Source organism: Pseudoxanthomonas sp. 68-E7 (genome assembly GCF_057773145.1).
This window is the reverse complement of the sequence record NZ_JBYMTI010000003.1, coordinates 319,157-346,012: the sequence shown is the minus strand read 5'-3', so window position 1 is coordinate 346,012 and position 26,856 is coordinate 319,157. Positions and strand designations below refer to the sequence as shown.

Sequence of the window (26,856 nt, the reverse complement as noted above, 5' to 3'; positions counted from 1 at the left end):
CGGCGGCCTACACGTCGCCTTCGGCCAGCCAGCCTTCGCCGGTGCCGCGGGTGAACACCCGGTCGCCCTCGCGCACGTCGCCGGCCGGGATCGCCTCCTGGTGGGCCAGGCGCGCGTAGATCGGGGTGAAATCGGGGGCGGTGGCGTCCATCAGCTGCTCGAAGCTGTCGATGACGAAGTAGGTCTTCTGGTAGGTGTCGATGCGGTAGCGGGTGCGCATCAGACGCTCCAGATCGAAGCCGATCCGGTTGGGTGCCGGCGACTCCAGTGAGTACAGCGATTCGCCCTTGGACGAGACGATGCCGGCGCCGTAGATGCGCAGGCCGTCCGGCGTGTTGATCAGACCGAATTCCACCGTGTACCAGTACAGCCGGGTCAGGTGGACCAGCGCCTCCGGGTCGATGCCGTGCGCCTTCACCCCGCCCTTGCCGTAGGCCTCCATGTAGTCGGCGAACACCGGGTTCATCAGCAGCGGCACGTGGCCGAACAGGTCATGGAACAGATCCGGCTCGGCGATGTAGTCGATCTGGTCCGGGCGACGGATCCACCAGGTGACCGGGAAGCGCCGGTTGGCCAGGTGATCGAAGAAATCCAGTTCCGGCAGCAGGCCCTCGACCCCGATCAGGGTCCAGCCGGTGGCGGCCTTCAGCACCCGGTTGAGCTCGCTGAAGCGCGGGATGCGATCCGGGCTCATGCCCATCGCGTCCTGCGCCTGCAGGAATTCGTCGCAGGCGCGACCGACCAGCAGCTCGCGCTGGCGTTCGTACAGCTTGCCCCAGGTGTCGTGGTCGGCGGCCGGATAGTCGGCCGGCTGCTCCACCACGGCGGTCGTATAGACCGGCACGTAGCCCTTGTCGGTCTGCTGGTGCTCGACGCGGCGGGGTTCGTTCATGGCGGGCTCCGGGGCGGAAATCGGTCGACTGCATGCTAGCGCCGGGGGCGCGCAATGGGGTTGCAAAGTTGCGTGTTGTAGGGATTGTGGCGCAATCTTGTTGCGTCAAATGATGTTGCGAGGCAACAAATGGCCGAATCCGTCGCCCTGGACCGGACCGACCTGCGGCTGCTGGCCCTGCTGCAGAAACAGGGCCGCGCGCCCAATTCGGAGATCGCCGCCCAGGTGAACCTGTCCCCGTCGGCCTGCCTGCGCCGGATCCAGCGGCTGGAGGCGGCGGGGGTCATCGGTGGTTATGCCGCGCTGGTGGACCCCAAGAGCGTCGGCCTGGGCCTGCAGGCGTTCGTGCGCGTGCAACTGGAAAAACACGAGCAGAGCGGGGTGGCGCTGTTCGCCGACAAGGTCCGGCACTGGGACGAGGTGGTCACCTGCCATGCGCTCACCGGCGACATGGACTACCTGCTGCACGTGGTGGTGCAGGATCTGGAACACTTCTCGCGCTTCCTGCTGGACAAGCTGCTGGATGCCAGCGGGGTGGCCGACGTCAATTCCAGCTTCGTGCTGCGCACGGTGAAGGCGTTCGGCGGCTGGCCGCTGCCGAAGGAGCGGGCGCCGCTGTAAGCTGCGCGCTTCGCAGACGGCCGCGTGCTTCGTTGCCGCGATCATTCCTCCGCCACTTCCCGCGTCTTGCATGCTTCACGATCCCGAGCGCCACCAACCGTTGCGCGCACCCGCTTGGGACGAAACCCGGGTCCGCGAAGCGATCGCGGTGATCGTGAGCGGAATTGAAGCGGCACATGTGCCTGGTCTGGGTTGGCCGCTCCATCCACTGGATCGTGAAACCGACGGCGAGCCCGATGGCGCGACTGCGTTCTACTACGGCGCGGCCGGCGTGATCTGGGCGCTGTGGCATTTGCAGGCACGGGGGTTCGTCCGGTTGCGGTACGACGATGCGCTGGAACCGGAACAACTGCTGGCGCGGCATCGCGCCTGGCTCGAGACCAATGGCTTGCGCGAACCGGCGTCCCTGCTGATGGGAGAAACGCCGATCCTGATGATGTTGCATGCGGCGACGCAGGCGCCGTGGACGCAAACGATGCTCGCGCGCCTGATCGAAGGCAATGCGCGGCATCCTTCGCACGAGCTCATGTGGGGAGCGCCCGGCACGCTGCTGGCCGCGTGGCTGATGCATGAAAGGACCGGACAGGCCGGTTGGCGGGACCTGTTCCGACAGACCACCGATGCGCTTTGGCAGGCATGGCGGTACACGGATGCGCCGGGCTGCCACTACATCCCGCAGCAACTGTATGGACGAGAGTCCAGCTACCTCGGCCTCGCGCATGGCCTGGCCGGCGTCGCGCTGGCGCTGGCGCGGGGCCGCGAGTTGCTCGAGGTCGGCACTTGGGAAGCCTGGCGGGAGCGCCTGCTCGACACCCTGCATCGAACCGCCGTCCACGAGGACGGCGGGGTGAACTGGCGGCCGCAACTGTTCGAACGGGAGGGCGGCGGAAAATGGCTGATGCAGGTTTGCCACGGCGCGCCCGGTATCGTGATCGGCGCCGCTGACATCGCCGACGCGGCATTGGATCATCTGCTGGAGCGGGCAGGCGAGGCGATCTGGCGCGCCGGACCGCTCGCCAAGGGAGGCAATCTCTGCCACGGCACCGCCGGCAACGGCTATGCGCTGCTCAAGCTGTTTGAACGCAGCGGCGATGTCCTGTGGCTGGAGCGTTCGCGCGCGTTCGCGATGCATGCGTTGGTCCAGCAGCAGCGGGATCTGCGCTTGCATGGCCAGCCACGCAACTCGCTGTGGACCGGCGATGCCGGAATCGCCGTCTATCTGGCCGACTGCGTGCAGGCGCAGGCCAGGTTCCCGGGTCTGGAAGTGTTCTGAGGGTTCGACATGCAGGAGCGGAATCATGGGAGAACTTGACGTGCGACCGGCGACCACTGCCGACCTGGACGCCATGTGGACGATCTTCCAGGCAGTGATCGCCCCGGGCGACGCCTTGCCGTTCGACGAACACTTCGACCGCGACACCTTCCGCGATCACTGGTTCGGCGCGCACGCGGCGTGGGTGGCGGAGCGGGACGGGGAGGTCGTCGGCATGTACAAGATGGGCGCCAACCATGCCGGGCGTGGCGCGCACATCGCCAGCGCCACCTACGCGGTCGCGCCCGCCGCGCAGGGCAGGGGCATTGGCCGGCGCCTGGTCGAACACAGCCTGCAGCGCGCGCGCGAGGCGGGCTTTCGCGGCATCCAGTTCAACTACGTGGTCAGCACCAACGCGGCGGCGGTGGAACTCTACCGGCGGTTGGGCTTTGACATCGTCGGCACGCTGCCCGGCGCCTTCCGCCACGCACGCGCGGGGTGGGTGGATGCCCATGTGATGTTCAAGACGCTGGATCGGCCGGCAACGGAGCCGGAACAGTGACGCCGCCGGAACGGAAAGCGCCGGGACGGACGACGAGTCGCCCCGACCTCCGTCACGGGCCGCGTACTACACTGGCGGCCCGCCGGCGCGGCACGCCGGCATCCCGGGCAGGCACGGCATGATCCGCGAAGTCGGTGGCGTTCCCATCCAGGCCACCCATCGCGCCCGCTGTCATTGCGGCGCGGTGGTGCTGGAACTGGATCTGCCCGATGGCATCGTCAAGCCGCGTCGCTGCGACTGCTCGCTGTGCCGGCGCAAGGGCGCCATCGTCGCCTCGGTGCCGCTGGCGGGCCTGCGGGTGGTGCAGGGCGAAGACGTGCTGAGCCTGTACCAGTTCAACACCCGGGTCGCGCGGCACTACTTCTGCTCGCGCTGCGGCATCTATACGCACCACCAGCGCCGATCCGACCCCAACGAATACGGCTACAACGTTGGCTGCCTGGAGGGGGTCAATCCGTTCGCGATGGGCGAGGTGCCGGTCGAGGACGGGGTGAACCACCCCTCGGATCGCGAGCCTGCAAAGACATGAAACGCCGCGACCTGTTGGCCGGCGCGGGCGCGGCGCTGGTGATGATGTCCACGCGCCTGCCGGCGGGCACCCTGGGAGGACAAGCGATGTACGGATTGATCGGAAAGATGAAGGCGGTGGCCGGCCAGCGCGATGCGCTGATCGCCCTGATGCTGGAAGACGTGGGCGCCATGCCCGGTTGCCTGAGCTATATCGTCGCGCGGGATCCGGGCGATGCCGACGGCATCTGGATCACCGAGGTCTGGGACAGCGCCGCCAGCCACCAGGCATCGCTGTCGCTGCCGGCGGTGCAGCACGTCATCGCGCGTGCCAAGCCGCTGATCGCGGGCTTCGGCGAGCATTTCGAAACCGAACCCGTCGGCGGTCATGGACTGGCGGGCGCACCGGCATGAAGCCGCAGCCACTGATCGCGGTCAACGACATCGCCGCCAGCCGGCATTGGTACCAAGCCACGCTGGGACTGGCGAGCGGGCATGGCGGCGATGACTACGAACAGTTGATGGCCGGCGACGAGATGGTCCTGCAGTTGCACCGATGGGAAGCGCATGCGCACCCGCACCTGGGCCGGGCCGATCTCGCCCGGGGCAACGGCGTGCTGCTGTGGTTCCTGGCCGACGACTTCGACGCCGCGCTCCGCCGTGTGCGCGAGGCCGACGCGGAAGTGCTGGAAGGCCCGAAGGTCAATCCGAACGCGCGGCACCGCGAAATCTGGCTGCGCGATCCGGACGGCTATGTCGTGGTCGTGGCCGGACCTTACGGGGACCTCGGCGCATGAGCCGCATCCTCTACAGCGGTACCCGCAACGCGTCCAGCTGGGCCTTCCGGGCGTGGCTGGCGCTGCGCGAACAGGGCATCGCGTTCGAGGAACACATCGTCGACATCCGCAAGCCGCAGCGCTTCGAGAACCTCGCCCGCATCGCCGCGTTCTCGCCGCCGGCGGCCGTCCCGGTGCTGGTGGACGGGGATGCCGTCATCCACGACTCGCTCGCGATCATGGAATACGCCAGTGAACTGGGTGAATCGCCCTTGCTGCCCGCCGACATCCGCGACCGCGCACGGGCACGCGCGCTGCTGGCCTGGGTGCACTCGGGCCTGTCCGGCCTGTGCGGCCGGCTGTCATTCGAAAGCGCTTTCTATCCGCAGCGGCGGCGCATGACGACCCAGGAACAGGCCGAGGCCGGGCGCATCCTGGCGGCCTGCCAGCAGGCGCTCGGGCACAGCGGTGGGCCCTATCTGTGCGGGGCGCTGTCGCTGGCGGACCTGGCGTTCGTGCCCGTGCTGTGGCGCTTGTTCGCGCACGATGTCGACGCCAGCGCCTGGCCGCAGGTCGTTGACTGGGCCCAGCGCCTGCTGTCCCGGCCGGCAGTGCGCGAATGGCTGCGCGAGGCCGAAGCGCTGCCACCGGTCTACCTGGACGACTACGGGGCCTAGGCGCGTCTCTTACGCCTCCAGCCAGCGCAGGCCGACGATGCCGAGCAGGATCAGCGCCATGCAGCCCAGCCGGGCGGGCGAGGGGCTGTCGCCGTAGGCGAAGATGCCCAGCGCCGCGACGCCGATCGCGCCGATGCCGGTCCAGACCGCATACGCGGTGCCGGTGGGCAGATCGCGGATCGCAAGGGTCAGCAGGTAGATACTGACCAGCGCGGCGACGATGCCGAGCACGCCGGGCACGGGACGCGTCCACCCTTGTGCGGATTTGAGGGCGCCGGCCATGACGATTTCCATCAGGCCGGCGAGGATCAACAGCCACCACGCCATGGCGGACTCCGGTTCACTTGAAGGGCGCCCAGCCTGACCACACACTGGATGCCGTACAAGTACGCACTTCGAGGTGCCCATGGACAGTGGCCAGCCCATTGCGACGATGCCAACGCTGGAAACCGATGCCGCCGCGTGCCCGTCGCGGGCCGTGATGGCATTGCTGGCGGGCAAATGGGCGCTGCCGGTCCTCACCGAGCTGGCACGCGGTCCCGTACGCAACAACGCCTTGCTCCGGCGCATCGACGGCGTGTCGCAGAAAGTGCTGACCCAGAACCTGCGCGAGCTGGAGCGCAACGGCCTCATCGCGCGCATCGACCACGGCACGGTGCCGCCGAGCGTGGAGTACCGGCTCACCGCGCTGGGCCATTCGCTGGATCGCACCCTGGTCGGGCTGGATCGCTGGGCGGAACAGCACAAGGCGGCGTTGATCCAAGCGCGGGCGCAGCATGACCGGGGACCGGCACAACCGGAATAATCGGCGGACCCGATCCCGGGTGACAGGAGCGTCGAAGCATGCACCGCAAAGCCACCGATACCACCGCGGCCGTCGATGTCTTCATGGCCGCGCTTGTCCATCCCTGCAAGGCGGAAGTGGAGGTGCTGCGCGGCATCGTGACCGGCGTGGATCCGCGCATCGCCGAAGGCATCAAATGGAACGCGCCGAGCTGGCGCCTGGACGAGTACTTCGCCACCACCCATCTGCGGGCCAGGCAGGGCATCGGGGTGATCCTGCACCTGGGCGCGAAGACGCGAGCGCCCGAACAGCGGCCGGCGATCGACGACCCGGACGGACTGCTCGAATGGCTGGGGCCGGACCGCGCACGCGTCGCCTTTGCCGGCATGGACGAGCTGCGCCGCCGTCAATCGGCGTTCGAGGCCGTGCTGCGGCAGTGGATCCGCCTGCTCTAGGCGATGTGGGCGCCGCGCGTGATCACGCGTGGTCGGTCTGGTGCGCCCGCGCGAGTTCGCCGACGAGACGCCGGCCGGGATTGTCGCCGGCCATCCATTCCGCTGGCGGGAACAAATCGAACAGGCCGACCTTGAACAAGGTCGGTATCGCCGCCGCCAGTTCGCGTTCGACCGTGCCGCGTTCGCCGGCGTTGTAGCGGGTGATGTTGTGCAGCAGCGTGGCGACCGTGCCGGTCTGCACGCGACTGCCGTCCTTGAGGACGACCGCGGGCAGCACTTCGCCCTCGGCGACGATCTTGCGGTTGATGGCGGCCAGATCGTCAGGCGGGGAGGGCAGGGACATGCGATGTTCCGGTGACGGGGATGCCTGCAAGGATGCGGGCGGATCGCGCGCGGACAAGGGCGTAGACTCGCGCCCATGAGAGAACACCTGCAACCGTCCTGGCAGCGCGCCTGGCGAGGCATCGGCGCCCTCGGCGATGGCCTGGCCTGGTTCGAACAATTGCTGGCCTGCTACCGCGAGCCGCAGCGCCACTACCACACGCTGCAGCACCTCGGTGAATGCCTGGCCGCCTTCGACGAGGCGCGCGCGCTGGCCCATCGGCCGCACGAGGTCGAGCTGGCGTTGTGGTTCCACGACGCCATCTACGAGTTGAAGCGATCCGACAACGAGGTGCGCAGCGCCGACTGGGCGCGCGAGGCGCTGGTGGACGCGGAAGTCGACATCACCGCCGCGGATCGCGTCCACGCGCTGGTCATGGCGACCCGCCACGACGCGGTGCCGCGGGACGCCGACGCGCAGCTGCTGGTGGACGTGGATCTGGCGATCCTCGGCGCGGCGCCGGATCGGTTCGCCGAATACGAGGCGCAGATCCGGAGCGAGTATGCCTTCGTGCCCGGTTGGCTGTTCCGGCACAAGCGGCGCGAGATCCTGCGCGGCTTCCTGAATCGTCCGCGGCTGTACTCGACCCCGCATTTCCATGATCGGCTGGAAGCGCGCGCGCGGGAGAACCTGGCACGCGCGGTGTCGTAGCGCCGGTCCCGGCTGGCGCCCGGGGTGACGATCAGCGGAACAGGCGCCGCGCTACTCGCATTTCTTCTTGCCGCCCCACAGCTTGCCCAGGCGGAAGCCTTCGTCGTCGCATTCGGCGGGCTTGGGCGGCGCGACCGGCGCCAGTTTCGCCGCATGCGCGGCCAGGCGCTGCTTGCGCAGCTGTTCCAGCTTCTCGTGGATCTGCGGCATCACCGCCATCGCCGCGCGTTCGCCTTCCAGGATCGCGTTGTTCTTCTGCTCGAAGTCCGCCGGACCGATCTCGTTGACGCGGGGACGGATGACGATGTCCGCACGCGCTAGCTCCTGTTCACCCAACTTCTGGCCCATGATCGTGATCGACTGGTTGACGATGCCCAGCATGCTGCCCGGGCGGGTGCCCGGTGCCTTGGTCGAGATATCCACCGCGATCACGAAGTCCGCGCCAAGCTGGCGCGCGGCGTCCACCGGCACCGGGCTGACCACGCCGCCATCGACATAGGTGGCCTTGCCGATCACCACCGGTTCGAACACCCCGGGAATGCTGCTGGACGCCCGCACCGCCTGGCCGACGTTGCCGCGCACGAACACGGTGCGCTCGCCGGTTTCCAGTTGGGTGGCGACCGCGGCGAAGGGCTTCTTCAGCTTCTCGATCGGGCGCTTGCCGAGCAGGCCGTTGACGTAGTCCTGCAACGCCTGGCCCTGCACCAGGCCGCCGGAGAACAGGCGCACGTCGCGGATTTTGGTTTCATCCAGCGCGAACGCCTGCTTCTGCATCTGGAACGGATCCATGCCGCTGGCGTACAGCGCGCCGACCACGCTGCCGGCGCTGGTGCCGGAGACCACTTCCGGCTGGATGCCGTTGGCTTCCAGCATCTTGATCACGCCGATGTGGGCGAACCCCTTTGCCGCGCCGCCGCCCAGGGCCACGCCGACGCGAATCGGCGATGGTGGCGGCACCGGCGCGACGGGCGTGACCGCGGCGGGCGGCGGCGAGGGCCTGGTGTTGCCGCCGCAAGCAGCGAGCAGGACCAGCGGCAGCAACCAGGACAGGCGCGGGCGAAGCGGATTCATGAACGTGCAGGCGAAGTGGACTGGCCGCGCAGGATACCGCGTACCGGCCCAATGGCTTCCTACCGGGACGGCGGGAAGCCGGGGACGCGCAGATCAGTTGACGGAGAGGGGGCGTATCCCCGCCACCGCCGTTTCAGAAGCTGTTGTCGCCATCCAGGATCCGGCCCAGCCCGCCCAGCACCGAACCTTCGCCGCGCGCCTGCCCGCCGCCCTGCGGCGCGGCCTGCAGCATGCGGCCGGCCAGGCGCGAGAACGGCAGCGACTGCATCCACACCTTGCCCGGACCGGTCAGGGTGGCCAGGAACACGCCTTCGCCACCGAAGAACATGCTCTTGATGCCGCTGACCGGGCGCACGTCCATGTTCACGCTGGCGTGGTAGGCGACCACGCAGCCGGTGTCGACATCGATGCGTTCGCCGGCCCGGAGTTCGCGTTCGACCACGGTGCCGCCGGCGTGCACGAACACCCAGCCGTCGCCTTCCAGCTTCTGCATGATGAAACCTTCGCCGCCGAACAGGCCGGTGAGGATCTTGCGCTGGAAGTGGATGCCCACGCTGACGCCGCGCGCGCCGGCCAGGAAGCTGTCCTTCTGGCAGATCAGGGTGCCACCGTGCTCGTCCAGCTTCATCGCCAGCACCGTGCCGGGGTAGGGCGCGGCGAACGCGACCTTGGCCTTGCCGGTGCCGGTATGGGTGAACACCGTGGTGAACAGGCTCTCGCCGGTCAGCACGCGCTTGCCGGCGGACAGCAGCTTGTCCATGAAACCGCCGCCCTGGCCACTGTGCGAGCCATTGCCGAACACGGTGTCCATCTGCACCGTGCCGTCCTTGAACATCAGCGCGCCGGCCTCGGCGATCGCGCTCTCGCCCGGATCCAGTTCGACCTCGACGAACTGCATGTCGTGGCCGACGATGCGGAAATCGATCTCGTCGGCGCCGCGGCGGCCGCCGGAACCCGGCAGCGGCGGCACATGCGGCGGGGTGCTGGCCGCGCCGCCCAGTTCCGGCACCTCGCGCACCGCCTTCCATTCACGCATGCCCTCGCGCCAGGCCAGCGCGCCGGGGTTGAGCTGGGCATGGCGGCGGGCGGCTTCGTCGTCCAGCGGACCGACCCGCTGCTGATCATTGGGACTATGGAAATACCACTGGCTCATGAGGGCGTCCGGGGGGTGGGAAGAGCCGCGAGTCTAGCCGCGCCGCGGCCCGCCGCGACATACCCGGAAGTCCTGCCCGGTACGGTCGGATCGCGACCGCGGTCGCGGGTGGGCGGGATCCCCGTTACCTTCGGCATGAACAGGACTTCCGGCCATTGCCCCGGCTGTTGCTGTAATGCAACATTCGCGTGCTATGCGGCGCCCGCCGCCCCGACCACCCACCGGAAAGCCATCGCCATGTCCCGACTCCGCTCCGCCGCCGTGCGGCCGCACCGCCTTGCCTTCGCCATCGCCGCGCTGCTGCCGTTCGGCAGCGTCCTTGCACAGGAAGCGGCCACGCCCGCTCCCAAGACTGAAGCCTCGACGCTGGACACCGTGCAGGTGACCGCGCAACGCAAGGTCGAGAACATCCAGGACGTCCCGGTCTCCATCTCCAGCGTCAGCAGCGAAAAGCTCGACGTGCTGGGATCGGGCGGCAATGACATCCGCTTCCTGTCCGCGCGCGTGCCCAGCCTCAACATCGAATCGTCCTACGGCCGCGCGTTCCCGCGCTTCTACATCCGTGGCCTGGGCAACACCGACTTCGATCTCAACGCCTCGCAGCCGGTCTCGCTGGTGTATGACGAAGTGGTCCAGGAAAGCCCGCTGCTGAAGGGCTTCCCGATCTTCGATCTGGAACGCATCGAAGTGCTGCGCGGCCCGCAGGGCACGCTGTTCGGCCGCAACACCCCGGCCGGCGTGGTCAAGTTCGAATCGGCCAAGCCGACCCGCGAACTGGACGGCTATGCCCAGCTGTCCTACGGCACCGACAACATGTGGAACTTCGAGGGCGCCATCGGTGGTCCGCTCAGCGAGCGCTGGTCGGCGCGCGTCTCCGCGCTGTACCAGCGCAAGGAAGACTGGGTGAAGAACCAGAACCCGGCCGGCGTGGATCGCGGCGCCGAAGGCTATGACGAGTCCGCCGCGCGCGTGCAGTTCCTGTACGAGGGCGACGCGTTCGAGGGCCTGTTCAACCTGCACAAGCGCCACCTCAACGGCACCGCCCGCCTGTTCCGCGCCAACATCATCAAGCCGGGCACGAATGACTTCGTGCCGGGTTTCGACAAGGACAAGATGTACACCGACGGCGTGAACTTCTCCGAGCTCGACACCTGGGGCGGCAGCGCCCGCCTGCGCTGGGATCTGGGCGACTACAACCTGTATTCGATCAGCGGCTACGAGACCGCCGAATCGCTCAACCGCGGCGACATCGACGGCGGCTACGTCTACACCTTCGACTTCAATCCGGCCGACGGCACCGACGCCGGCCAGCCGCTGATCGGCGCGCGCTTCCCGTCCGAATCGGCCGACGGCCTGCCGCACCACAAGCAGCTCACCCAGGAGTTCCGCCTGGAATCGGACTACAGCGGCAGGTTCAACTGGCAGGCCGGCCTGTTCTGGTTCAAGGAAGACATCCGCATCGACAGCTTCAACTACGACTCGCTGGCGTCGGGCAACCCGCAGAGCGGGCACGCCATCCAGGAGCAGGAGAACAAGGCCTGGGCGGTGTTCGCCTCCGGTGAATACCAGGCCACCGACAAACTGAAGCTGCGCGGCGGCGTGCGCTACACCCAGGACGAGAAGGATTTCAGCGCCAGCGTGCTGCAGGCCGTGCCGGGCGGTTCGCCGGTGGGCGGCCCGTTCCGCGAGCGCACCGACGTGGACGATGTCAGCTGGGATGCCAGCGCGGTTTACGCGTTCAATGACAGCGTGAACTTCTACGCGCGCGTCGCAAAGGGTTTCCGCGCGCCGTCGATCCAGGGTCGCGTGGCCTTCGGCACCGTGACCAAGGCCGACTCGGAGGAAGTGATTTCCTACGAGGCCGGCGTCAAGGCGGACCTGTGGGACAAGCGCGCGCGCCTGGGCTTCAACGTATTCCGCTACGACGTGGATGGCCAGCAGCTGATCGCGGTCGGCGGCGGCACCAACCAGGCCAACCTGCTCAACGCCGACAAGACCATCGGCCAGGGCTTCGAGCTGGATCTGGAGGCCTACGTCCTGGACAACCTGCTGGTGACCTTCGGCAGCAGCTACAACGACACCGAGATCAAGGACGCCGATCTGGGCGTGGCGCCGTGCGGTGGCGGTTGCACGGTCACCGATCCGATCGTCAACGGCTTCGCCCGCATCAACGGCAACCCGCTGCCGCAGGCGCCGAAGTGGGTGCACAACCTGACCGCGCGCTACAGCGTGCCGATGGGCGATGGCGCCGAGCTGTACTTCTACACCGACTGGGCCTACCGCAGCGAAGTGAACTTCTTCCTGTACGAGTCGGTGGAATTCACCGGCAAGTCCTCGCTGGAAGGCGGCCTGCGCATCGGCTACGGCTGGAACTACGGTGACTACGAAGTGGCGCTGTTCGGCCGCAACATCACCGACCAGACCCGCATCGTCGGCGCCATCGACTTCAACAACCTGACCGGCTTCATCAACGAGCCGCGCACCGTCGGCGCCGAGTTCACGATGAAGTTCTGAGGCATCGCCCGCTCCGCCGGATGGCCGGCGGAGCGGGATGCGGCAGTCCCATGCGGGCTGCCATGCGAGTTCCGCGGCAGGAGCGACGCCAGTCGCGATACCTTCCCGCACACTGATTCCGGTGACTGCCTTCGCGACTCACGTCGTCCTGGCAGGATAAATCCCACGCGAAAAAGAAGCGGGACGCGTCCCGGCCGTTACTGCGTGGCGGACGAACCGGAGAACAGCGCTTCGCGCGCCACATCGAGCAACTGCTCGTCCGGGTCATTGCTCTGTTCCCAATACATCACGCCACCCAGGCCCTTCTCGCGCACGTAGGCGACCTTGGCGCGCAGGGCCTGCGGGTCCTCGTAGCTGATCATCTTGCGCAACCGCGGATTCCACAGCCAGGCGGCCTGCGCGTCTTCGTCCCAATGCCGGACATAGCCTTCCTTGTCCAGGCGGCTGCGCGCGATCTCCCGCCAGGAAATGAAACCGCCGCCGCTGGCGAAGGGTCGGTCCAGGCCGTTGTTGCCGTCGGTCACCTCGTCGAAGGTGCGGCCGTAGAACGCCAGGCCCACATGCAGTTTGCGCGGTGGCACGCCGCCGGCGAGGAATTCCTCCACCGCCTGCACCGTGTTGCGACTGCCGGGCTCGGCCGTGCGCGAAGGACGCAGGCCGGCGTGGTGGCCGGTGGTGCGCTTGAGGCTGCCGTAGAAGTCGTAGGTCATCAGGTTGATCCAGTCCAGGATCGCCGAGATGCGCGGAATGTCGAGGCCACGCGCCGCGTCGCCATCGGCGGCGGCGATGGTCAACAGATAATGGCGGTCGCCCTGGGTCTTGCCGAGCGCGTCCAGCTTTGCACGCACCGCTTCCAGCATCAGCGGGAAGTTGGCCTTGTCGTCGGCGCTGTAGCTGATGCCCGGGCCTGGATGGCCGGGATACTCCCAGTCGATGTCCAGGCCGTCCAGATCATGCCGGCGCACCAGCTCCACCGCGGTGTCGGCGAAGCGCGCGCGTGCGGCTTCGGTGGCCGCCGCTTCGGAAAAGTTCCCGGCGCCCCAGCCGCCTATCGACAGCACGATCTTCAGATCCGGATTGTCCTTGCGCAGCGCGGTCAGCCCCGCCAGCGATCGCGTCGCGGTCTCGCGGGGAAGGAATACTTCGTGCTGCGGATTGACGTGGGCGAAGGCGAAGTTGATGACGTCCAGCTTGCGCGCGCTGATCGGCGGCAGCTTTTCGCCATCGGATACGTAGCCAATCACCCGGTATTCCGGATCGTCGTCCACTTGCGCGGCGTGCGCTTCAACGGCACCGATCGCGAAAACGAATCCCAGTGCCAACCACCCTGATCGAATCAATCTGCTCATGTATCACGACTCCAAGCGGGGTCGCCAATATACGATTACTTTCACAGGGTGGAAGCGATGCGGGTCGCGATAGCGCTGAATGTCCACGATGACGTCATGCTGATGCGATGAAAGGTCATGCGATGGCTGCCGGGCGCCTTCGGATGTCCGTTCGGATGACGGCAGGACATGGCGCGGACAGCAAGGTCGAATGCGGATGATGTTTCGTCATTCCGTCGAAACGTGGTCGCGGCTCACGTCGCTCCTACAGGACACAGCGCCACGGATCCCGGCCGTGTAGGCGCGACGTCAGTCGCGACAACCCGTTCCGCCGGGAAATCAAAAGCTCGCGACTCACGTCGTTCCCACAGGACACGGTGCTGCGAATCCCGGCGGTGTAGGAGCGACGTCAGTCGCGACTCTCTCCATCCGCTCGAAGCAGCAACAGGAGCGCGCTTGAACCGCTTAGACGGACCAGCGACTTACTGCCCAGGCGGATCGCGCGGCGGAAAGCGCAGCACCACCCCGCGCACGCCATCGTCCTGCGGACGTATCCACAGCACCGGTACTTCGCGCGGCGCGGGCGGTTCCAGTTCGTCGTCAATCGGGGCCATCGATTCTTCTTCGTCTTCCCAGCTGTAGCGCTTGCGCGGCAGCGGTGGATCCAGCCGGCGGAACAGGATCGCGGCGATGAAGCCGCCGACGGCACCGCCCATGTGGGCCTGCCAGGACACGCCGGGTTCCTGCGGCAGGATGCTCAGCACCATGCCGCCGTAGAACAGGAACGCGATCATGCCGGCCGCGATCGCGGCGCGATCCCGGCGCAGCACGCCGAGCATGAAGATCATGAACATCAGGCCATGGGTCAGGCCGCTCGCGCCCAGATGATGCGAGCCCGGTTCGCCCAGCAACCACGGTCCCAGCCCCGCGCCCAGCCAGACCAGCGGCACCGCGCAGGCGGTGGCGCGCGGATACACCGCGCCGGCCAGGGTGCCGAGCATCAGCAGGGCGGTCGCGTTGGCGGCGATGTGCTCGACCGATCCGTGCAGCAGCGGCGCGGTCAGGATGCCGATCAGCCCCTGCGCCTGCAGCGGTGCGATGGCAAACGGCGCCCAGTCGAAACTGGATTGTGCCGAGAACACGATCGCCAGCAGCAGCACGAAGGCCAGGCTGAGATTCAGCGCCCACAGCAGGCGTCGGCGGTCATGCCGGCGCTGGGTGTCCGGATCGAAGGCCGGATGATCGGGATGATGCGCGTCCATGGATTCCTGCATGGCGCCCGGCCCCGGCGTTTGCAAGGGCCGGAGCGCGGGGACAGACCATCCCGTGGGCGGGATGGCCGTCCCCCTGGGTCAGGCGTGCGTGTCCGACCGGGCCGGACGGGCCAGGCTCAGGGCGATGGTCACGCCCAGGATCGCGGCCACGCCGGCCAGCGACCACAGCACCGGGATCTTGAACACGTCGATCAGCAGCATCTTGGTGCCGATGAAGGCCAGCACCACCGCCAGGCCGTAGGGCAGCAGGTGGAAGCGGTCGGCCATGCCGGCCAGCAGGAAGAACATCGCGCGCAGGCCCAGCACCGCGAACACGTTGGAGGTCAGCACGATGAACGGGTCGGCGGTGATCGCGAAGATCGCCGGGATGCTGTCCACCGCGAAGATCACGTCGGTGACGCCGATCAGCACCAGCACCACGAACAGCGGCGTGTACCAGCGCTTGCCGTCGCGGACGACGCTCAGCGCCTCGCCGTGATAGTCGGGCGAAAGCGGCAGGTGCCCGCGCATCCAGCGCAGCACCGGATTGCGTTCCAGATCCGGCTCCTTGCCGGCGGCGAACCACATCTTCACGCCGGTCAGCAGCAGGAACGCGCCGAATACGTACAGCAGCCAGTGGAAGTGGGCCAGCAGGGCGGCGCCGGCGAAGATCAGGAGGCTGCGCAGGACGATCGCGCCGAGGATGCCGATCACCAGCACGCGCTGGCGCTGCTCCTCCGGCACCGCGAAGTAGCTCATCAGCATCAGGAACACGAAGATGTTGTCGACCGCCAGCGACTTCTCCACCAGATAGCCGGTGAGGAATTCCAGGCCGACCTTGTTGGCCATCGCCACGCCGGCGGTCTCGTTGAGGTACCACCACAGGCCGGCATTGAACAGCAGCGCCAGGCCGATCCAGCCCAGGCTCCAGTACAGCGCCTCCTTGAAGGTCACCTTGTGCGCGCCGCCATGGCGCATCAGCACCAGATCGACCAGCAGCGCGATCACCACCACGCCGGCGAAGCCGGCCCACAACCACGGATTGCCTATCGTTTGCATCGGAATTCCCGTCGGAAAGAGTCAAGACCAGGCCGCAGGGCGACAGGCATGCACGGGATCGGGGGGAATCCGGGGCAGATCTTCGCCGTTGCGGCGAAGGTCTCGCTCACAGCCAGGTCTCTGGCTGCCGTGGGACCGGAGCTGGAAGGCTCGAAATGACGGCCGGCACGTTGGGAGCTACTCCCCTTCTGGCGGCGATTTTCAGGGCAAGGGGCCGGGACGGTCAACGGGAAAGGTAAAATGGCGTTCATGAACAGCCCGCTCCCCGTCGTACGCCTCAAGAACGCCTGGCGCTCCAGCCACCCGTGGATTTTCCAGAAACTGGTGGAAAAGCCCGCCCAGAAGCCCAAGCCGGGCAGCCTCGTCGACGTGGTTGGGGTGGACGGCGAGTGGATTGGCCGGGGCTTCTACAACGGCCATTCGCGCATCGCCGTGCGCATCCTGGAAACCCACCCGGATGTTCCGATCGACGCCGGCTGGTTCTCGCGCAAGATCGCCGAAGCGGTGTCGCTGCGGCGTGACGTGTTGAAACTGGACGCGACCACCGACGCCTGGCGCGTGGTCCACGCCGAGGGCGACGGCCTGTCGGGCCTGGTGGTGGACCGCTACGGCGATCTGCTGGTGGTCGAATTCTTCAGCGCCGGCATGTTCCGCCATCGCGAGTGGGTCTACGAGGCCCTGCAGGAACAGTTCCCCGGCGCACGCTTCTACAGCTTCGCCGAGGAACACATCCAGAAGCAGGAAAGCTTCGACTTCCGCGGCAGCGATCCGGTGCCGCCGGCGGTCATCAGCGAATACGGCGTTAAGTTCCGCGCCGACCCGGCCGGCGCGCACAAGACCGGTTTCTTCGCCGATCAGCGCGAGAACCGCGAATGGCTGTCGCACCAGTGCGGCGGCAAGCGCGTATTGGATCTATGCTGCAACACCGGTGGTTTCGCCGTCTACGCCGCCGCGCGCGGCGCGACCGAAGTGGTCGGTGTGGACATCGATCAGGACGTGATCGAAATCGCCAAGGGCAATGCGCGCCTGAACGACGTGCGCCCGAAGTTCGTGCAGGCCGACATCTTCCCGTACCTGCGCGATGCGGCCAACCGGGGCGATCAGTACGACGTGGTGATCCTGGATCCGGCGAAGATGACCCGCGATCGCGAACAGGTCATCGCCGCGCTGAAGAAGTACCTGGACATGAACAAGCTGGCGTTGGGCGTGGTCAAACCCGGCGGCCTGTTCGCGACGTTCTCCTGCACCGGCCTGGTCAGCGAGGAACAGTTCCTCGACATGCTGCGCCGCGCGGCCTACTTCTCCGGTCGCACCATCCAGATCCTCAAGGTCGCCGGCGCCGGCGCCGACCATCCCTTCATGGCGCACGTGCAGGAATCGCGCTACCTGAAGGCGGTGTTCTGCCGGGTGGTGGACTGAGCGGGCTGCGGGACACCTGCAAAAGCAAATCCCCCTCATTCCCCCTTTTACAAAGGGGGAGGCCGGAGCGGATTCCGAGCGATGGGTTTCCTCTAGCCCCCTTTGAAAAAGGGGGCGGGCGCCTGCGAAGCAGGTGACGGGGGATTGACCAGCCATGCGGCTGTTGAGAAGCGCTTGCTTTTTGCGATAGAAGCAAATCCCCCTCAGTCCCCCTTTTATAAAGGGGGAGGCAGAAGCAGAAAGCGCTCTGGCGCCTCAGCCTTCCGGCGACAGTTCGATGCAGTCGAACTTCACGTCCGGATTGACGTCGGCGTCGTAGTCCACGTCGTCGCGCTCGAAGCCGAACAGCTTGAGGAATTCGTGCTTGTAGTTGGCGTAGTCGGTCAGCGCGAACAGGTTCTCGCTGGTGATCTGCGGCCACAGCGCCTTGGCCTTGGCCTGCACTTCCGGACGCAGTTCCCAGTCGTCCAGGCGCAGGCGGTTCTCGTCGTCGGTCTGCGCCGGCTGGCCATCCGCGCGGTACATGCGGTCGCGGAACAGGCGGTCGAGCTGTTCGATGGTGCCTTCGTGCAGGCCCAGTTCCTTCATCACCTTGAACACGATGCTGATGTACAGCGGCATCACCGGAATCGCCGAGCTGGACTGGGTCACCACCGACTTCAGCACGGCGACGTTGGCGCCACCGCCGCTCGCTTCCAGGCGCTTGTCCAGGCGATGCGCGGTCTGGTCCAGATCGACCTTGGCCCGGCCCAGCGCGCCGTGCCAGTAGATCGGCCAGGTGATGTCGGTGCCGATGTAGCTGAAAGCGACCGTGCGCGCGCCGTCGGCGAGCACACCGGCCTTGGCCAGCGCATCGATCCACAGTTCCCAGTCCTGGCCACCCATCACGGTGACGGTGTCCTCGATTTCCTGCTCGGTCGCCGGCTCGATGGTCGCCTGGATGATGGCGTCCTTGTTGGTGTCGATGGCGGTGGAGGTGTAGGGCGCGCCGATCGGCTTGAGCGCGGAGCGCTTCAATTCACCAGTCGAGGGCAGCCTGCGCACCGGCGAGGCCAGCGAGTAGATCACCAGATCGACCTGGCCGCCCATCTCGTTCCTGATCAGTTCGATGACCTTGGCGCGGGCTTCGTCGGAGAACGCGTCGCCGTTGATCGAGCGGCTGTAGAGGCCGGCTTCCTTGGCGAATTTGTCGAACGCGGCGCTGTTGTACCAGCCGGCGGTGCCGGCCTTCTTCTCGCTGCCCGGCTTCTCGAAGAACACGCCCAGGGTGTCGGCACCGAAGCCGAACGCGGCGGTGATGCGCGCCGATAGTCCGTAGCCGCTGGAGGCGCCGATCACCAGGACCTTCTTCGGTCCGTCCGTGCGCACGCCCTGCGCGCGCGTGGCAGCGATCTGGTCGCGCACGTTGAGCTCGCAACCAAGCGGGTGGGTGGTGGTGCAGATGAAGCCGCGGACTTTGGGATGGATGATCAACGTCGTTACCGGGAATGTGCCTGCCCGGCATCTTAATGGCCGCTCCGGCGGGAAAGAAGCCTGAGGACGCTCCGCCGAAAATCCGTTCGCGCCGTTCGCAGGCGTACTGTTCCGGCGGGACAAAGAAAAAGCGGGCTTTCGCCCGCTCTTTCCATGCCGGTTGGCCGACGTTGCGCGATCAGGCGTCGCCGCCCTTCGCCAGCAGGCTGCTACGACGGCTGTAGAGCAGATAGACCACCACGCCGATGGCGTTCCAGGCCAGGAACCACAGCTGGGTGGTGCGCGGCAGGCTCCAGAACAGGTACAGGCAGCCGCCGATCGCCAGCGGGCCGACCAGCCAGGCCGCCGGCGTGCGGAACACGCGCGGACGATTCGGGTCGCGCTTGCGCAGTACCAGCAGGCACACCGCGACCGCGATGAAGGCCGCCAGCGTGCCGGCATTGGCCAGCGCGGCGATTTCGTCCAGGCGCGCCACGCCAGCCAACGCGGCCACCAGGACGGCGGTGAACACGGTGATGGCCACCGGCGTGCCGGTGCGCGGATTGACCTTGGACAGCCCGCGCGGGAGCAGGCCATCGCGCGACATCACGAAGAAGATGCGGCTCTGCCCGTACAGGAACGCCAGCAGCACCGTCGGCAGCGCGACCACGGCGGCGCCGGCGATGACCTTGGCGGCGGTGCCCTGGCCGAGTTCGCGCAGGATCAGCGCCAGCGGCTCCGGGCTCTGGCCGAACACGGTATAGCTCATCGCGCCGACGGCGGCGGCGGCGACCACGATGTAGATCAGGGTGCAGCCGATCATCGAACCGACGATGCCGATCGACAGATCGCGGCCGGGATTCTTGGTTTCTTCCGCCGCGGTGGAGATCGCGTCGAAACCGTAGAACGCGAAGAAGATGATCGCCGCCGCCGCCATCACCCCGCGCTCGACCCCGTCCGCGCCCATCGACTTGACGAAGCCGTAGGGCATGAACGGTTCCAGGTGGGTGGCATCGAAATGCGGCAGTGCGATCGCGACGAACACCGCCAGTGCAATTACCTTCACCACCACCAGGATGGCGTTGAGCGTGGCGCTCTCGCGGGTGCCGGCGATCAGCAGGCCGGCCACCACGAAGGTGATCAGCACCGCGGGCAGGTTGATCAATCCACCCGCATGCGGACCCACGGTCAGCATCGTGGGCAGCTCCACGCCCATGCCTTTCAGGAACCCCACCGCGTAGCCGGACCAGCCCACGGCCACCGTGCTGACCACCAGCGAGTACTCCAGGATCAGGCTCCAGCCGACCACCCAGGCGATCGATTCACCCAGCACGGTGTAGCTGTAGGTGTAGGCGCTGCCGGCGGCCGGCATCAGCGTCGCCATTTCGGCGTAGGCCAGCGCCGCGCAGGCGCAGACCACGCCGGCGACCACGAACGAGAGCAGCACCGCGGGCCCGGCCAGGTTCGCGCCCACCCCGATCAGGGTGTAGATGCCGGTGCCGACGATCGCGCCGATGCCCAGCGCCACCAGGTGGGGCCAGCTCAGCGTGGGGACCAGGCGGCGGCCCTCCTCGTGCACGGTGACGCGATCGATGGACTTGCGCCGGAGCCAGGTCTGCATGGAGTGTCCTTGGGAATTGCTCGAAGGGCCCGGCGGACCGGGGCAAGCCCCGGCCCTGATATGAGTCGAAGCGCGAGCAGGCTAAAGGCGCACCGCCCGGCTGGCAATCGGCAGCGCACCACCGGGACATCCGGGCCTGCGGTTGCCAGGAAGCGTGGGTGTCTGGCGGAAAAAATCAAATCCCCGTCGGCCGCCCACGCGACCGCCCGGCCCCCTTGACCCGCCATTCGGCTGCTGGGAAGCATTGCAGGGTGCATGCAGACAAGTACCCGGGCCCGTAGTCCGATTCCCCAACTGCAAGCGCACGCGCAGAGGTGCTCCGGAACCAGCAACCGCCTTTCTTTCCTGCGGAAGGGCCATGCCGAAGACATCCGGAGCCGGCATCCCGCATCTCCTCCCCCTTCGAAGAAGGGGGACCGAGGGGATTTGCTTCTGCTTCCGGTGCCGACCCCCTAACGCCCGTGATGCTTCTTCAGATACTCCGCCAGCGCCACGGCCTGGTTGTGCTCGGAATCGCGGGCGCCGTAGATCAGGGTGACCCGGCCATGCCGCAGCGCTTCGCGCAGCGGGGCCAGCACCTCGGGCTGGGCATCCAGCTCGGCGAAATAGCGCTCGCGGAATCCGTCCCAGCGCGCTGGCTCATGCCCGTACCAGGTCCGCAGTTCGGTGCTGGGCGCCACCGCCTTCATCCACTCCGCGTCCAGCTTCTCCTTCGATACGCCGCGCGGCCACAGCCGGTCGACCAGGATTCGCTTGCCGTCCGTCCGCGAGGCGGGTTCGTACGCACGCTTGATTCGCAGGTCCATGCAAGTGTCCTCAACCGGTGCCCAGGCGGACCCCGAAACCGACCAGGAAGACGCCGGCCAGCGACTGCAGCCAGCGCCGCAGCCGCGGCTGCTGGCGGACCCGCTGGCTCATCGCGTGTCCAGCCAGGATCAGCAGCGAGCAGTACAGCAGGGTGATCACCGCGATCAGCGCGGCCATCGTGGCGAAGGTCGCCAGGCCCTGGTGATGGGCCGGATCGATGAACAGCGGGAAGAACGCCATGTAGAAGATGATGGCCTTCGGATTCAGCAGGGTGACCAGGATGCCCTGGCGGAAATAACGTCCCGCTTCCATCCGCACCGGTCCGCCCGCACCCTCGCCGCGCTGCCACAGCAGCTGGAGGCCGATCCAGATCAGATAGGCGGCGCCCGCGTACTTCACCAGCCCGAACAGCACCGGGTTGGCCTTCAGCAGCGCCGCCACGCCGATCACCGCCAGCCACATCAGGATCTGATCGCCCAGCGCCAGCCCGGCGAGCGTCGCGTAACCCGCGCGCAGGCCGCCCTTGCCGGTGGCCGTCAGCAGCGAAAACGTGCCCGGGCCGGGAATGGCGAGGAAGACGATCACGGCCGCCACGAAGGTGCCGAGATCCTGGATGCCCATCCACTGCATGGCGGACCCGTTTCGATGAGGGAATCCGATTTTGCGCCCGAAAATCCGGCCTGTCATGCGCAGATGCCGATGGTTTGCCGAGGCGCCGGTATCAAGGCCTGAGACGCCGCCGGCTACACTGTCGGCATGGATACCCAGACCCTGCTCGTACTGCTCCTCGTCCTTGCCGCCGTGGCCATCGCGCTGCTGGTGGTGCTGCTCCTGCGCCGGCCCGAGGAACGGCTGGGCGGGGTGCTGGAGCGCGCGCTGCGCGACGAGCAGCGCGATGGCCGCAGCGAGTTGCGTGAACAACTGGAAGGGCTGTCGCGCCAGCAGGACGTCCGCATCGAGGGCTTCGGCCGCAGCCTGGCCGATCTGAGCACGCGCACCGATCAGCGATTGGACATCCTGCGCGAGGCGCTGAACGAGGACGCTCGCAAGGGCCGCCTGGAGGCGGCAGAGTCGCAGCAGCGTTTCGCCGACAGCCTCGGCCAGCGCCTGGCCGAGTTGACCCAGCGCAACGAGCTGCGCATCGGCGAGATGCGCACTACGCTGGAGGCGCGGTTGAAGGAACTGCAGACCGACAACACCGCCAAGCTGGAGCAGATGCGGCAGACGGTGGACGAGAAGTTGCAGACCACCCTGGAAGCGCGCCTGGGCGCGTCGTTCAAGCTGGTGTCCGAACGCCTGGAACAGGTGCAGCGAGGCCTGGGCGAAATGCAGCAGCTGGCCACCGGCGTGGGCGACCTCAAGCGCGTGCTGAACAACGTGAAGGACCGCGGCGGCTGGGGCGAGGTGCAATTGGAGAACCTGCTCGAACAGGTCCTGACCGGCGAGCAGTTCGCACGCGGCGTGCGCGTGCGGCCCGACAGCGGCGAAGCGGTCGACTTCGCCATCCGCCTGCCCGGGCGCGGCGAGGACCAGGCGCCGGTGTGGCTGCCGATCGACGCCAAGTTCCCGCGCGAGGATTACGAGCGGCTGCTCGACGCGCAGGAACGTGGCGACACGGACGCGGTACGCGCCGCCGGCTTGCAGCTCGAACGCGCGATCAAGGTCCAGGCCAAGTCGATCAACGAGAAGTACGTGGTGCCGCCGCACACCACCGACTTCGCGGTGCTGTTCCTGGCCACCGAAGGCCTGTACGCCGAGGCGATCCGGCGCCCGGGGCTGGTCGATGTCCTGCAGCGCGAACACCGCATCGTCGTGGCCGGGCCGACCACGCTGGCCGCCCTGCTCAACAGCCTGCAGATGGGCTTCCGCACCCTGGCCATCGAACAGCGCTCCAGCGAGGTCCGCCACCTGCTGGGCGCGGTGAAGACCGAATTCGGCAAGTTCGCCACGGTGCTGGAGAAGGCGCACAGCCAGCTCGACACCGTGCAGAACAGCATCAAGGCCGCCGGCGTGCGCACCCGCGCCATCGAGCGCCAGCTGCGCAACGTGGAAGCGCTGCCCGGCGAGGACAGCCAGAAGCTGCTGGGCGCTGACGAAGCGGAGTAGTCCTTGATTCTCGTCGGAGCGACGTAAGTCGCGACCTTTCGCTTGTCGAACGGATGGCTGTCGCGACTTACGTCGCTCCTACAAGGGACGAACCATTGGCAAACCAGAAGTGGCCAGATAAGAAAAAACCGGCGCTTTGCGCCGGTTTTTCCTGGGTCTCCACTTCGCGACTGACGTCGCTCCTGCCGAAAAAGAGGCCTCAGCCGCCCGGAGTGATCTGCGGCATCGGCATCGCGTTGGCCGGCACCGTCGGATCCGGATCCTCGTCGTTGAGGTAATCCGGCAGTGACTTGTCCTCGTCCTGCGAGCGCGTGCCCTCGATCTGGTAGGCGCGGCGCTGCATCCAGGAATCGCGGACCAGCGTGTAGTCGTCGACCGCGCCTTCGCGCAGGCTGTCCAGCGACAGCAGCTGGGCGCGGGTGTCGACCAGGTTCAGGCCCTGCAGGAAGATGCGGGTCTTGTCGTCCTCGACATAGCGGACCGGGCTGAGCGGAATGTCGCCGGCCAGGCCGAACACGTCGCGCACGGTGCGCGGGCCGAAGAACGGCAGTTCCACGTAGCGCGACTTCTTCCAGCCCCACACGCCCAGGGTCTGGCCGAAATCCTCGCTGCGGCGGGGAAGCTTGGCGTCGCTGGCCGGATCGAAGATGCCGCCGATGCCCAGCGTGGAGTTCAGCAGGAACCGGCCCAGCGCCTGGCTCGCCTGCTTGGGACGGCCCTGCAGCAGGTGGTTGATGGCGCTGAGCGGCTGGGTGAGGTTGTCGAAGAAGTTGCTCACGCCCAGGCGCATCGGCCGCGGCACCACATTGGAGTAGGCGCGCGCCAACGGCCGCGCCACGCCCCGATCCACCGCGTTGTTGAAGCGGTGCACCTTGCGGTTGAACTTCTCCCACGGGTCGTACACCGCGGGCGAGGCGACCGCGGCGGGCAGGGTGGGATCGGCGACCGCGCCGCCGTAGATGGCGGCGTAGTCGTCCTCGGCGGCGGTCGCCGCGACCGGTGCGTCGGAGGCGACGCCGGTGGCGGGTTCCGTTGCCGGTGCGTCGGTGACGGCCGCGGCCTGTTCCTGCGCGGACGCATCGACCGGCGGCGCGGCATCGGCGCTCACCGTTGCCGGCGCGGTGCCGTCGATCACCGCCGAACCGGCGGTGTCCGGCGCGGAGGCCGGCTGGGGTGCCGACGCGCAGGCGGTGGCGAGCGCGGCGAACAGGAGCACGGTGCAAAAGCGGAAGGTGTTCATCCCGTTTCCTTGGAATCTCGGGGGGAGAGGGTCAGACCGGGAACTCCAGTCCCGGCGTCAGGCGATAGGCGGCGCACAGATCGGTGAATCCGGCCGGTTGGCCTTCGATGGCCACCGTGCCGCCGGCCGCGCGCAGTTGCGCGATCAGTTCGGCCAACAATGCCAAGCCCGCGCTGTCCACGGTAGTGACATTGGTCAGGACGATGCGTTGCGCGCCGGTGGCCTTCGCCAGCTGCGGCCACAGCGCGACCGCCGCGGCGCGATCCAGCGCGCCGCGGAAGACCAGCGCGTCGCCCTCGCGGGCGACGCCGGCGTCACTTCTTGCCGCTGGTGTTGGCATTGGTCTGCAACCGGCCGGCGCGCAGGTCGGCGGCGACCTGGCTGATCGACTTCTGCCGCAACGGGGTGTCGAACTGGGTCTTGAACGTCTGCACGAACGAGACGCCCTCGACCATCACGTCGAACACCTTCCACTTGCCGCCCGCCTGGCGCAGCAGGTAGTCCACCGGAATCGGTTCGCCGTCCGGGCGCAGCATCTCGCTGGCGACCTTCACGCCGCGGCCGCCGGGCAGGGCCGACTCGGACTTCACCCGCACCTTCAGCTGGGTGTTGAAGTCCAGCAGCGCCGAACCATAGCGGGTCATCAGGCTATCGCCGAGCGCGTCGGCGAAGGTCTTGATGTCGGCGTCGCTGGCGCCGCGGCCGTGGATGCCCAGCACCAGCCGGGCAGCGTATTCGCGGTCGAACAGGTTGTTGAACTCGCCGGACACGTACTGGCGCAGGGTGGCCGGGTTGGCCTTGAACTCGGCGCGACGCTTTTCCAGCGTGCCGATGATGCGCGAGCTGTTGGTCAGCACCACCTGGCTGGCCGAACTGGGCGCGGCCTGGGCGGTGGCGGTCTGCGCGCTGGCGATCACCGGCGCGGCGGCGAGCAGCGCGGTGGCCAGGGCGAACGGCAGCAGGGAACGTTTCATGATCGTTTTCATGGCTGGGGTTGTTCTTCCGTCGGTTGTGCGGGAGGCGCGGCGGATTCGCCGTTGTCGCCACTGCCGGCGTTGCCGCCGCCGCTGAACATGTATTTGCCGGCCAGTTGCAGCAGATCCACGGCCGGTTGGGTGAAGGCGATTTCCTCGCCGGGCTTGAGCACTTCCGGATCACCGCCCGGCGAGAGGCCCACGTAGTTCTCGCCGAGCAGGCCGCTGGTGAAGATGCCGGCGGCGGTGTCGGCGGGCAGATCCTTGTACTTGCTGTCGAGCGACAGGGTGACGATGGACTCGAACTTGACCGGATCCAGCTGAATATCGGCCACCTGGCCGACCACCACGCCGCCGATCTTCACCGGCGCCTGCTTGCGAAGCTGGCCCAGGTTGGTGAAGCGAGCCCTCAGCTCGTAGCTGCCGCCGCCGATGCCGAAGCGCTTGTTGGTGGAGGCGATCGCCAGCACCAGCAGCGAGGCCAGGGCGAGCAGCAGGAAGGCGCCGACGGCGAATTCGAGACGGGGTCCACGGACGGCCATGGCATCAACTCCGGAAAAGCAGGGCGGAAAGGACAAAATTGAACATCAGCACCAGCAGCGAGGCGTTCACCACGGCGCGGGTGGTCGCCACCGAAGTGCCTTCGATGGTGGGTTCGGCGTGGTAGCCCACGTAGGCCGCCACCAGCGCGCTGGTGCCGCCGAACACCGCCGATTTCAGCAACGCCACGCCGAAGTCGTCCCAGAAATCGACGCTGTTCTGCAGCGCGGACCAGAACGTGCCGTTGTCCAGGCCCAGCACGTGCACGGCCTCGAAGTAGCTGGCGCTGATGGCCAGGCTGCAGAAGAAACCGGTCAGCAGCGGCACCGTCAGCACCGCCGCCCAGAAGCGCGGCGCGACCGCCTTGGCGACCGGATCAATGGCCATCAACTCCAGCGCCTTGATCTGATCGGTGGCGCGCATCAGGCCCAGTTCGGCGGCGATCGAGCTGCCGGCGCGGCCGATGAACAGCAGCGCGGTCAGCACCGGGCCGAGCTCGCGGTACAGCGACAGGCCCAGCAGTGTCGACAGCGCGTCGGAAGCGCCGAACGTGGTCAGCGTGCGATAGCCCTGCAGGGTCAGCACCAGGCCCACGAACGCGCCGCCGACCGCGATGATCGGCAGGGAACGTCCGCCAATCTTGTAGATCTCGCGGGTCAGTTCGGCGAGGAAATCCCGGGTCGGCGCCGAGGCGCGGAATACCGACAGCGAGAACAGCCCCGCGCGGCCGAGCGAACGGGTGGCGGCAACGAATGGCATC

General features: G+C 67.5%; 30 protein-coding genes. 13 read left to right on the top strand and 17 right to left on the bottom strand.

Translation table 11 applies throughout. The features are described 5' to 3' along the window. Positions 1-7: 7 nt before the first annotated feature. The gene (phhA, locus tag AC3DE2_RS09615) at positions 8-892 is read right to left on the bottom strand and encodes a phenylalanine 4-monooxygenase (RefSeq protein WP_488426011.1); all 885 of its coding nucleotides are present in this window, start codon (positions 890-892) and stop codon (positions 8-10) included. Positions 893-1,021: 129 nt separating this feature from the next. On the opposite strand from phhA, the gene AC3DE2_RS09610 reads away from it, so the two are divergent. The 7 genes from AC3DE2_RS09610 to AC3DE2_RS09580 all read left to right on the top strand — a co-directional run bounded on the left by AC3DE2_RS09610 (position 1,022) and on the right by AC3DE2_RS09580 (position 5,287). Next, positions 1,022-1,513 carry an Lrp/AsnC family transcriptional regulator gene (locus tag AC3DE2_RS09610; protein WP_295376748.1) on the top strand — a complete coding sequence of 164 codons (492 nt, stop codon included), beginning with the start codon at positions 1,022-1,024 and terminating at the stop codon, positions 1,511-1,513. 70 nt (positions 1,514-1,583) lie between these two features. Continuing rightward, on the top strand, positions 1,584-2,786 hold the full coding sequence (locus AC3DE2_RS09605) for a lanthionine synthetase C family protein (protein WP_488426010.1): 1,203 nt from the start codon (positions 1,584-1,586) through the stop codon (positions 2,784-2,786). A gap of 25 nt (positions 2,787-2,811) precedes the next feature. Then, positions 2,812-3,327 (top strand): GNAT family N-acetyltransferase, encoded by a 516-nt coding sequence (locus tag AC3DE2_RS09600; RefSeq protein WP_488426009.1) that lies wholly within the window; start codon positions 2,812-2,814, stop codon positions 3,325-3,327. Between the two features lie 118 nt (positions 3,328-3,445). Continuing rightward, positions 3,446-3,856, top strand: a complete 411-nt coding sequence (locus tag AC3DE2_RS09595) for a GFA family protein (protein ID WP_488426008.1) — start codon at positions 3,446-3,448, stop codon at positions 3,854-3,856. Beyond that, the gene (locus AC3DE2_RS09590; protein WP_488426007.1) at positions 3,853-4,248 is read left to right on the top strand and encodes a putative quinol monooxygenase; all 396 of its coding nucleotides are present in this window, start codon (positions 3,853-3,855) and stop codon (positions 4,246-4,248) included. The genes AC3DE2_RS09595 and AC3DE2_RS09590 overlap by 4 nt, the downstream gene beginning before the upstream one ends. Continuing rightward, positions 4,245-4,631, top strand: a complete 387-nt coding sequence (locus tag AC3DE2_RS09585; protein WP_488426006.1) for a VOC family protein — start codon at positions 4,245-4,247, stop codon at positions 4,629-4,631. Before AC3DE2_RS09590 ends, AC3DE2_RS09585 begins: the two co-directional genes overlap by 4 nt. Next, entirely contained in the window at positions 4,628-5,287 is a 660-nt protein-coding gene (locus AC3DE2_RS09580; protein WP_295376762.1) for a glutathione S-transferase family protein, read from the top strand. The genes AC3DE2_RS09585 and AC3DE2_RS09580 overlap by 4 nt, the downstream gene beginning before the upstream one ends. A 9-nt stretch (positions 5,288-5,296) precedes the next feature. Here the strand turns inward: AC3DE2_RS09580 and AC3DE2_RS09575 are convergent, their stop codons facing one another. After that, entirely contained in the window at positions 5,297-5,614 is a 318-nt protein-coding gene (locus tag AC3DE2_RS09575) for a DMT family transporter (protein WP_295376765.1), read from the bottom strand. Between the two features lie 106 nt (positions 5,615-5,720). Here AC3DE2_RS09575 and AC3DE2_RS09570 point away from each other — a divergent pair, with 106 nt between their 5' ends. Together AC3DE2_RS09570 and AC3DE2_RS09565 are read left to right on the top strand one after the other, a co-directional pair. Beyond that, complete coding sequence (locus AC3DE2_RS09570) at positions 5,721-6,092, top strand: winged helix-turn-helix transcriptional regulator (RefSeq protein ID WP_488426005.1); 372 nt, start codon at positions 5,721-5,723, stop codon at positions 6,090-6,092. A gap of 38 nt (positions 6,093-6,130) precedes the next feature. After that, positions 6,131-6,526, top strand: coding sequence for a DUF1801 domain-containing protein (locus tag AC3DE2_RS09565; RefSeq protein WP_295376769.1), 396 nt, complete (start codon positions 6,131-6,133; stop codon positions 6,524-6,526). A gap of 22 nt (positions 6,527-6,548) precedes the next feature. Here AC3DE2_RS09565 and AC3DE2_RS09560 read toward each other — a convergent pair whose 3' ends face one another. Continuing rightward, a complete protein-coding gene (locus AC3DE2_RS09560) occupies positions 6,549-6,869 on the bottom strand; it encodes a DUF7709 family protein (protein ID WP_488426004.1) in 321 nt (106 codons plus the stop codon). A gap of 75 nt (positions 6,870-6,944) precedes the next feature. On the opposite strand from AC3DE2_RS09560, the gene AC3DE2_RS09555 reads away from it, so the two are divergent. Further along, positions 6,945-7,559: an HD domain-containing protein gene (locus tag AC3DE2_RS09555; protein WP_488426003.1), complete on the top strand. Its 615-nt coding sequence runs from the start codon at positions 6,945-6,947 to the stop codon at positions 7,557-7,559. Positions 7,560-7,610: 51 nt separating this feature from the next. Here AC3DE2_RS09555 and AC3DE2_RS09550 read toward each other — a convergent pair whose 3' ends face one another. Next, positions 7,611-8,630 carry a patatin-like phospholipase family protein gene (locus tag AC3DE2_RS09550; RefSeq protein WP_488426002.1) on the bottom strand — a complete coding sequence of 340 codons (1,020 nt, stop codon included), beginning with the start codon at positions 8,628-8,630 and terminating at the stop codon, positions 7,611-7,613. Between the two features lie 133 nt (positions 8,631-8,763). Further along, positions 8,764-9,783, bottom strand: a complete 1,020-nt coding sequence (locus AC3DE2_RS09545) for a TIGR00266 family protein (protein WP_488426001.1) — start codon at positions 9,781-9,783, stop codon at positions 8,764-8,766. A 237-nt stretch (positions 9,784-10,020) separates the two neighbouring features. Here AC3DE2_RS09545 and AC3DE2_RS09540 point away from each other — a divergent pair, with 237 nt between their 5' ends. Continuing rightward, positions 10,021-12,297, top strand: coding sequence for a TonB-dependent receptor (locus AC3DE2_RS09540; protein WP_295376777.1), 2,277 nt, complete (start codon positions 10,021-10,023; stop codon positions 12,295-12,297). 197 nt (positions 12,298-12,494) lie between these two features. Here AC3DE2_RS09540 and AC3DE2_RS09535 read toward each other — a convergent pair whose 3' ends face one another. The 3 genes from AC3DE2_RS09535 to AC3DE2_RS09525 form a co-directional block, all read right to left on the bottom strand. Beyond that, positions 12,495-13,646 carry a glycoside hydrolase family 18 protein gene (locus AC3DE2_RS09535; RefSeq protein WP_488426000.1) on the bottom strand — a complete coding sequence of 384 codons (1,152 nt, stop codon included), beginning with the start codon at positions 13,644-13,646 and terminating at the stop codon, positions 12,495-12,497. A 461-nt stretch (positions 13,647-14,107) separates the two neighbouring features. After that, positions 14,108-14,887: a rhomboid family intramembrane serine protease gene (locus AC3DE2_RS09530; RefSeq protein ID WP_488425999.1), complete on the bottom strand. Its 780-nt coding sequence runs from the start codon at positions 14,885-14,887 to the stop codon at positions 14,108-14,110. Positions 14,888-14,977: 90 nt separating this feature from the next. Continuing rightward, a complete protein-coding gene (locus tag AC3DE2_RS09525; RefSeq protein ID WP_488425998.1) occupies positions 14,978-15,937 on the bottom strand; it encodes a TerC family protein in 960 nt (319 codons plus the stop codon). 249 nt (positions 15,938-16,186) lie between these two features. Here AC3DE2_RS09525 and AC3DE2_RS09520 point away from each other — a divergent pair, with 249 nt between their 5' ends. Continuing rightward, positions 16,187-17,356: a class I SAM-dependent rRNA methyltransferase gene (locus AC3DE2_RS09520; protein WP_295383137.1), complete on the top strand. Its 1,170-nt coding sequence runs from the start codon at positions 16,187-16,189 to the stop codon at positions 17,354-17,356. Between the two features lie 255 nt (positions 17,357-17,611). Here the strand turns inward: AC3DE2_RS09520 and fabV are convergent, their stop codons facing one another. From fabV to leuE, 4 genes are all read right to left on the bottom strand, one after another. Continuing rightward, on the bottom strand, positions 17,612-18,829 hold the full coding sequence (gene fabV, locus AC3DE2_RS09515) for an enoyl-ACP reductase FabV (protein ID WP_488425997.1): 1,218 nt from the start codon (positions 18,827-18,829) through the stop codon (positions 17,612-17,614). A gap of 178 nt (positions 18,830-19,007) precedes the next feature. Then, positions 19,008-20,429, bottom strand: a complete 1,422-nt coding sequence (locus tag AC3DE2_RS09510; protein ID WP_295383139.1) for an amino acid permease — start codon at positions 20,427-20,429, stop codon at positions 19,008-19,010. 452 nt (positions 20,430-20,881) lie between these two features. Beyond that, positions 20,882-21,235: a DUF488 domain-containing protein gene (locus AC3DE2_RS09505; protein ID WP_295383141.1), complete on the bottom strand. Its 354-nt coding sequence runs from the start codon at positions 21,233-21,235 to the stop codon at positions 20,882-20,884. A 10-nt stretch (positions 21,236-21,245) separates the two neighbouring features. Next, positions 21,246-21,866 carry a leucine efflux protein LeuE gene (leuE, locus tag AC3DE2_RS09500; protein ID WP_488425996.1) on the bottom strand — a complete coding sequence of 207 codons (621 nt, stop codon included), beginning with the start codon at positions 21,864-21,866 and terminating at the stop codon, positions 21,246-21,248. Between the two features lie 126 nt (positions 21,867-21,992). On the opposite strand from leuE, the gene AC3DE2_RS09495 reads away from it, so the two are divergent. Then, positions 21,993-23,342 carry a DNA recombination protein RmuC gene (locus AC3DE2_RS09495; protein ID WP_488425995.1) on the top strand — a complete coding sequence of 450 codons (1,350 nt, stop codon included), beginning with the start codon at positions 21,993-21,995 and terminating at the stop codon, positions 23,340-23,342. A 199-nt stretch (positions 23,343-23,541) separates the two neighbouring features. On the opposite strand, the gene AC3DE2_RS09490 is transcribed toward AC3DE2_RS09495, so the two are convergent. The 5 genes from AC3DE2_RS09490 to AC3DE2_RS09470 are packed head-to-tail and all read right to left on the bottom strand — an operon-like array spanning position 23,542 to position 26,855. Continuing rightward, on the bottom strand, positions 23,542-24,582 hold the full coding sequence (locus AC3DE2_RS09490) for an MlaA family lipoprotein (RefSeq protein ID WP_488425994.1): 1,041 nt from the start codon (positions 24,580-24,582) through the stop codon (positions 23,542-23,544). A 31-nt stretch (positions 24,583-24,613) separates the two neighbouring features. Next, complete coding sequence (locus tag AC3DE2_RS09485) at positions 24,614-24,922, bottom strand: STAS domain-containing protein (RefSeq protein WP_488425993.1); 309 nt, start codon at positions 24,920-24,922, stop codon at positions 24,614-24,616. Next, complete coding sequence (locus AC3DE2_RS09480) at positions 24,897-25,556, bottom strand: MlaC/ttg2D family ABC transporter substrate-binding protein (protein WP_488425992.1); 660 nt, start codon at positions 25,554-25,556, stop codon at positions 24,897-24,899. Before AC3DE2_RS09480 ends, AC3DE2_RS09485 begins: the two co-directional genes overlap by 26 nt. A gap of 8 nt (positions 25,557-25,564) precedes the next feature. Beyond that, positions 25,565-26,098, bottom strand: a complete 534-nt coding sequence (mlaD, locus tag AC3DE2_RS09475) for an outer membrane lipid asymmetry maintenance protein MlaD (protein WP_488425991.1) — start codon at positions 26,096-26,098, stop codon at positions 25,565-25,567. Positions 26,099-26,102: 4 nt separating this feature from the next. Further along, on the bottom strand, positions 26,103-26,855 hold the full coding sequence (locus AC3DE2_RS09470) for an MlaE family lipid ABC transporter permease subunit (RefSeq protein WP_141454892.1): 753 nt from the start codon (positions 26,853-26,855) through the stop codon (positions 26,103-26,105). Position 26,856: the final 1 nt, after the last annotated feature.